This window comes from Blautia sp. MSJ-9 (genome assembly GCF_018919065.1).
Taxonomy (GTDB): domain Bacteria; phylum Bacillota; class Clostridia; order Lachnospirales; family Lachnospiraceae; genus Blautia_A.
The window spans coordinates 176,375-182,374 of record NZ_JAHLQG010000031.1 but is presented as its reverse complement, the minus strand read 5'-3'; the positions used below and the strand labels follow the sequence as shown (position 1 = coordinate 182,374).

The window sequence follows — 6,000 nt, the reverse complement described above, 5'->3', positions numbered from 1 at the left end:
CCCCTTCCGGTAACGGAAAGGTCTTTGCTGGAGGCAAAAGTCCCTTCGGTAAAGCGTAGAACCTCATGTGTTTATGCAGATCTGAAAGAACTTCATTTACAAATGGAAATCTTAAAGGCAGCATAAATGCAGGCAGATATACAGCGGACTACCTGCAATGTGGGAACCTGCCATATCTGGCATGGAAAAATGCGCATAACTGCGCTGGCCTAAGTTACAGGCGTATCCGCCGATATTTAGTCTGACGCCTAAAGCGTCTGGAAGCACGCGACTTCAGTCGTGTGAGGATAAAGTTTTTAATTCACGGTTTATCCATCTGGAAAAGGGAAGAATATCGCAAACTTCAGGGAACCTATCCTGTGATATATATGAGTTTTGCAAATATTAGAGGAAGGGGAACAAACACTGCAAGACACCGTAGCAGCAGCCAGAAAACAGATACAGGACAAACAATATACCAGAGAACTGGAAACAAGAGAAATAAGGCTGGAGAGAATACGGTGTTATGGATTTGCGTTTCAGGGGAAAAATGTATTAATTGGATGAAAGAAGAGGCATTTAAAAACTCTCTTTTGTACAGGAATTGATTTTTCTTGAGTATCTCGTATTATTAATTTTAAGATATGTTTGTCGGAACTAATTTAACCAAATCAAGTAAGTCCCCTGCTTCAATTGCGAAAAGCAATAAACAGTGGGTGGGGACTTGCTTGTATCAGGAAGAGTGCAAGCTCTTTCTGATAAACTGCGGAGCAGTTATTTGGTTATGAGCAAGTAGCGAAGCGGATTGCGAATATCCGCTTGACTGCTTATAAATGGAGGAAATCGTTATGAACAGAATAAAGATTCAAGACACAGACCTGGAGTTATCCAGACTTGGATTGGGATGCGTGAAAGCCGGTGTGAAATGGGACGGACAGGAAGCTTTTAACCTGTTTGATGCGTTTCTGGATATGGGTGGAAATGTATATGACACTGCAAGAGTGTATTCAGACTGGATTCCGTCTGAGAGAGGCCGCAGCGAGCGTGTGATCGGCCAGTGGCTGGCACAGAGCGGTAAGCGCCATGACATTGTTCTGGTAAGCAAGGGCGGCCATCCGGATATGACAAAGCCAAATCCGGACATGCATCAGTCAAGGATCAATGAAAGAAGCGTAAGATATGATCTGGAAGAGTCCTTAAGAGTGCTGGGAACAGACTATATTGATATTTATTTTTATCACAGAGATAATGAAGAAATTCCAGTTTCCGAACTGATAGACCTTATGGAAGATTTCAGACAGCAGGGAAAAATCCGCTACTATGCATGCTCCAACTGGACAACTGCCAGAATGAAAGAAGCAGATGTTTATGCTGTGTCCAGAGGCTATCGTGGTTTTGTAGCAAATGAGGCATTATATAATGTGGGTGAACCGTGGATGAAACCTATGGCAGATGACACACTTGTAATGCTGGATGAAGAAATGCAGAAATATCATGAAGAGAATCCACGAAGCCTGGCAATGCCATATTCATCTGTCTGCAATGGATTCTTCCACAAACTTTTTGCAGAAGGCAAAGGCGCAGTTTCCGGTTCGGAATATTACACAGAAGGAAACCTGAAGAATGCAGAACGTCTTCACGAACTGATGGAAGAGTACGAGATCTCTGTCACACAGGCAGTTCTTGGATATCTTACCTGTCAGAAATTCCCTTGTCTGCCGTTATACGGCCCAAGAAATATTGCAGATCTGAAAGAAGCTATGGAAACATTTAGAATTCCATTCAGACTCGAAGACTATCCACAGAAATAGAATGGAAAAACGCTTATTTATAAGAGAATGCCGGAAAATGGTATAAATTCTCAATAAAAAACAATGGAAGAACAGATGCCAGAAAAAGTTTAATTTTATAGAAGAACATAGCTTAAGGGGCGAACGTTTCGATAGGACACCTCCTAAGTAGACAAGGTAAATAATCAAAATCTACTTAGAAGGTATCCTATCAGTTAATGTTCGTCCCTTATTATAGGTTGTTATTTAATTCTGAATTTCAGCAAGTGCCTTTTTAAACTGAACCGCAAATAATGCGGATGTAAAGAGTACCGCAATAATATCAGCGATCGGTTCTGCCATATATACACCAGTAGTTGAATCAGATACCATATGTGGCATAATATAAATAAGCGGGATCAGCAGTACGAATTTACGGACAACTGCAACAATAATAGAATTTACCGCTTTTCCAAGGGAAGTAAATGTCATCTGGCAGGCAATCTGGATACCGAACAGGAACAGACCGCCAAGATAGATTTTCAGCATTGGTGCAGTAAATCCGATAAGATTTGTATCTGCAGTAAAAATGCTTACGAACACTCTCGGAATAAGCTGTACAGTAGCCCAGAGAATTGCAGAATATGACAGACAGACAATCAGAAGTAAACGGAAAGTTTTCTTTACTCTGTCTGCATTTTTTGCTCCATAATTGTAGCTGGAAATTGGCTGTGCTCCCTGCGCAATTCCCTGAAGCGGAAGCATGGCAAACTGCATAACACTGGTCAAAATGGTCATGGCTCCAACTGCAATATCTCCTCCGTAACGGAGCAGAGAAGAATTAAAGCAGATAGATACAACGCTTTCACTTGCCTGCATAATGAAAGCAGCAAGGCCAAGTGCGACACATGGAAGAATTACCTTTGGTATCAGACGCATATATTTCTTTCGGAGATGAAGCTGAGTCTTTTTACTGCAGAGAAACAGAACTACCCAGATTGTAGAAATTGCCTGAGAAATAATAGTTGCCAGCGCTGCACCTTTTACTCCCATATGAAGAGCAAAGATAAAGATGGGGTCTAACGTAATATTGCAGACAGCACCGATCAGGACAGACACCATGGAAATGGTTGTAAATCCTTGCGCAGTGATAAATGCGTTCATACCAAGAGTTAACTGTACAAACAGAGTACCGAAAGCATAGATATTCATGTAATCTACGGCATAACTGATCGTGTTTTCACTGGCACCGAAAGTCAGTAATAAATCTTTTCCCCAGATCAGCAGGATGGCTGTCAGAATAACAGAAAAAATGATCTGGAGACTAAAACAGTTACCTAATATATTCTCGGCGGAGTCATTATCCTGTTTGCCCATATAGATAGAAGCTCTTGGTGCGCCACCGGAACTGACCAGCGCTGCAAAAGCGGAAACGATCATGATGATTGGCATACAGACTCCCACACCGGTAAGTGCCAGACTGCCGTCTCCTGGAATATGGCCGATATAAATTCGGTCTACAATGTTATAAAGCATGTTGATAAGCTGGGCGATCACTGTTGGAACAGACAGCTTCAGCAGAAGCTTTCCAACAGGCTCCGTACCCAGAAAATTTTTTGTGTTCTGCATGGACGTAACCTCCCTTTTTGAATTGTATTAAATGATACGATATGGTGGAAGGAAAGTCAACGTAAGAGATAATACTTTTGGGCAGGGATTGATTTTTCTTTGAGTATCTCGTATTATAAATCTTAAGATGTGTTTGATATGACTATGGGTATAAAGGAAAAGTGTAAGGCATGCAGATAGAAGAAATTTTACAGGAAATCATACGAATATGCAAAAATAATTCAGTAACAAAAGTTATACTGTTTGGCTCAAGGGCAAAAGGAACTGCACTGGAAAGAAGTGATATAGATATTGCTGTATGCGGTACAAAAGATATCGAGAAACTCCGAGAAGAACTGGAAGATATTCCTACATTATATACAATTGATGTAGTTGATATGGATGAATGTAGAAATGAATTATTATTGGAGGATATAAAGCAATATGGACGAAAAATTTATGAGAAGATATGAATCCTTTAAAAACTCACTCGCTTCTCTTTCAGAAGCACGGGAACGTGATATGTCAGATTCTTTTGTATTAAGTGGAACAAGTGCTAAGTTCAGTATTACTTTTGACCTAGCGTGGAAAGTAATGAAAGATATTCTGGTTCAGTATTATGCGATTACCGGATTTGTTGCAGGCTCACCGAGAGAGGTTCTGCGAGAATCTTTTCAGGCAGGAATGATCCAGGGAGATGAATGGCTTACAATGTTAAAAACCAGAAATCAACTGGCACATGACTATGATGGAGAAATCGTGAAGGCTTGTTGTGATACGATTGTGAATGTGTATCTGGTTAAATTCGAAGAATTTCAGAAGCGTGTAGAGCAGTTGCTTTCAGAAGAGAATTATTAAGGGGAAAAGAGCACATATGAAAATTACAGCATATGAAGTAAGAGAAGACGAAACAGAAATCATGAAAAAACTTGCAGATAAACTTGGAATAGATGAACTGGTCACCACAGCAGAACCACTGACACTTGACACTGCACATCTTGCAAAGGGAGCAGCAGTAATCAAAAATCTGTCCGGTTTTGGATGTAAGATCCTTGCACATTCCAGACATGAAGATGAACAGATTGGTGCACTGGCTCTGGATGTATTCGAAAACGAAAACGGTATTTATCACCACGATCGAAAAACTGACATCATCAAAAACAAAGAATTGTACGGATCGTTTACAGGGTTGATCAATAATGATACTTGTTTTACCGTTTATCTGGATGAAGATATGACACTGGGAATGAATTCTAATATTGTGAATGAGTGAGCATAAGAAATAAAAAGGCTGACTGATCGTACGAAAAGAACTCGATCAGCCAGCCTTTTTATTAAACGCTATGATTGGTATAAATAACAATAAAAAATATAGAAAACAGAAATAAATGTTACATATACTATATTAATCCAAATAAAAATTATATATATTAAGTGCAACAAAACAAATTATACAGAAAGAAATACATAAGGAGGAAATTGAAAATGAAAGCAGTGATCGCAATTGATTCATTAAAGGGAAGTTTAAGTTCCATGGAAGCAGGTTATGCTATCGCAGATGGAATCCGCAAAGTTCATGGACAGGAAGCGGAAATCGTAGTAAGACCTCTGGCAGATGGAGGGGAGGGAACTGTGGAAGCATTAGTAAGCGGAATGAACGGAGTGACACAGAATGTAATGGTAACAGGACCTCTTGGAACACCTGTAAACTGCGAATATGGTATCATTGAAAGTAGCCACACTGCAGTTATCGAGATGTCCGGTGCAGCAGGAATTACACTTGTTCCGGATGAGAAACGTAACCCGCTTTACACCACAACTTATGGAGTTGGAGAAGTGATCAAAGATGCCATTGCAAAAGGCTGCAGACGCTTTATCGTAGGAATCGGCGGAAGTGCTACCAATGATGGCGGGATCGGAATGCTTCAGGCATGGGGATATGGGTTCCTTGACAAAGAAGGAAAACAGGTTCCTTTCGGTGCAAGAGGACTGGAAGTGCTGGAAGAGATTACAGATGAATATGTACTTCCGGAACTTGCAGAATGTGAATTCCGTGTTGCATGCGACGTAACAAACAGCTTGTGTGGAGAAAACGGCTGCAGTGCAGTATTCGGTCCACAGAAAGGTGCAACCCCATCCATGATCATGCAGATGGACAAATGGTTGGAAAACTATGCCGCACTTACAGAGAAGAAATACACAAAAGCTAATGCACACCAGGCTGGTACAGGTGCAGCAGGCGGACTTGGGTTTGCATTCTTAAGCTTTACCAATGCGGTTCTGGAATCCGGGATTAAGATTGTTTTAGAGGAAACCGGGCTTGAGAAATATATGGAAAATGCAGACATCGTAATTACAGGAGAAGGCCGACTGGATGGTCAGACTGCAATGGGCAAAGCACCCGTCGGAGTTGCCCGTCTGGCAAAGAAACATGACATTCCTGTCATTGCTTTTGCAGGAAGTGTAACAAAAGAAGCCGTTGCCTGCAACCAGAACGGAATCGACGCATTCTTCCCAATCCTCAGAGGTGTGGTGACACTGGAAGAAGCCATGAAACCGGAGAATGCAAAAGCCAACATGACTGATACTGTAGAACAGGTATTCCGCCTATTAAAAACTGCAGAAAAAAACGGTTGATAATTTT

Annotated in this window: 7 protein-coding genes; 6 read left to right on the top strand and 1 reads right to left on the bottom strand. The window is 41.0% G+C overall.

Translation table 11 applies throughout. The annotated features are described in order from the left end of the window. Positions 1-281 precede the first annotated feature (281 nt). Both KQI87_RS08700 and KQI87_RS08695 read left to right on the top strand, forming a co-directional pair. Positions 282-587: a hypothetical protein gene (locus KQI87_RS08700; RefSeq protein ID WP_216459792.1), complete on the top strand. Its 306-nt coding sequence runs from the start codon at positions 282-284 to the stop codon at positions 585-587. Positions 588-827: 240 nt separating this feature from the next. After that, a complete protein-coding gene (locus KQI87_RS08695) occupies positions 828-1,790 on the top strand; it encodes an aldo/keto reductase (protein ID WP_216459775.1) in 963 nt (320 codons plus the stop codon). Positions 1,791-2,015: 225 nt separating this feature from the next. Here the strand turns inward: KQI87_RS08695 and KQI87_RS08690 are convergent, their stop codons facing one another. Continuing rightward, a complete protein-coding gene (locus KQI87_RS08690; RefSeq protein WP_216459774.1) occupies positions 2,016-3,377 on the bottom strand; it encodes an MATE family efflux transporter in 1,362 nt (453 codons plus the stop codon). A 170-nt stretch (positions 3,378-3,547) separates the two neighbouring features. Between KQI87_RS08690 and KQI87_RS08685 the strand changes: the two genes are divergently transcribed. The 4 genes from KQI87_RS08685 (at position 3,548) to KQI87_RS08670 (ending at position 5,993) form a co-directional block, all read left to right on the top strand. Continuing rightward, complete coding sequence (locus tag KQI87_RS08685; RefSeq protein ID WP_216459773.1) at positions 3,548-3,829, top strand: nucleotidyltransferase domain-containing protein; 282 nt, start codon at positions 3,548-3,550, stop codon at positions 3,827-3,829. After that, positions 3,801-4,214: an HI0074 family nucleotidyltransferase substrate-binding subunit gene (locus KQI87_RS08680; RefSeq protein ID WP_216459772.1), complete on the top strand. Its 414-nt coding sequence runs from the start codon at positions 3,801-3,803 to the stop codon at positions 4,212-4,214. The genes KQI87_RS08685 and KQI87_RS08680 overlap by 29 nt, the downstream gene beginning before the upstream one ends. Before the next feature lie 16 nt (positions 4,215-4,230). Further along, a complete protein-coding gene (locus KQI87_RS08675) occupies positions 4,231-4,629 on the top strand; it encodes a DUF5300 family protein (protein ID WP_216459771.1) in 399 nt (132 codons plus the stop codon). A gap of 212 nt (positions 4,630-4,841) precedes the next feature. Next, the gene (locus KQI87_RS08670) at positions 4,842-5,993 is read left to right on the top strand and encodes a glycerate kinase family protein (RefSeq protein WP_216459770.1); all 1,152 of its coding nucleotides are present in this window, start codon (positions 4,842-4,844) and stop codon (positions 5,991-5,993) included. Positions 5,994-6,000 lie beyond the last annotated feature (7 nt).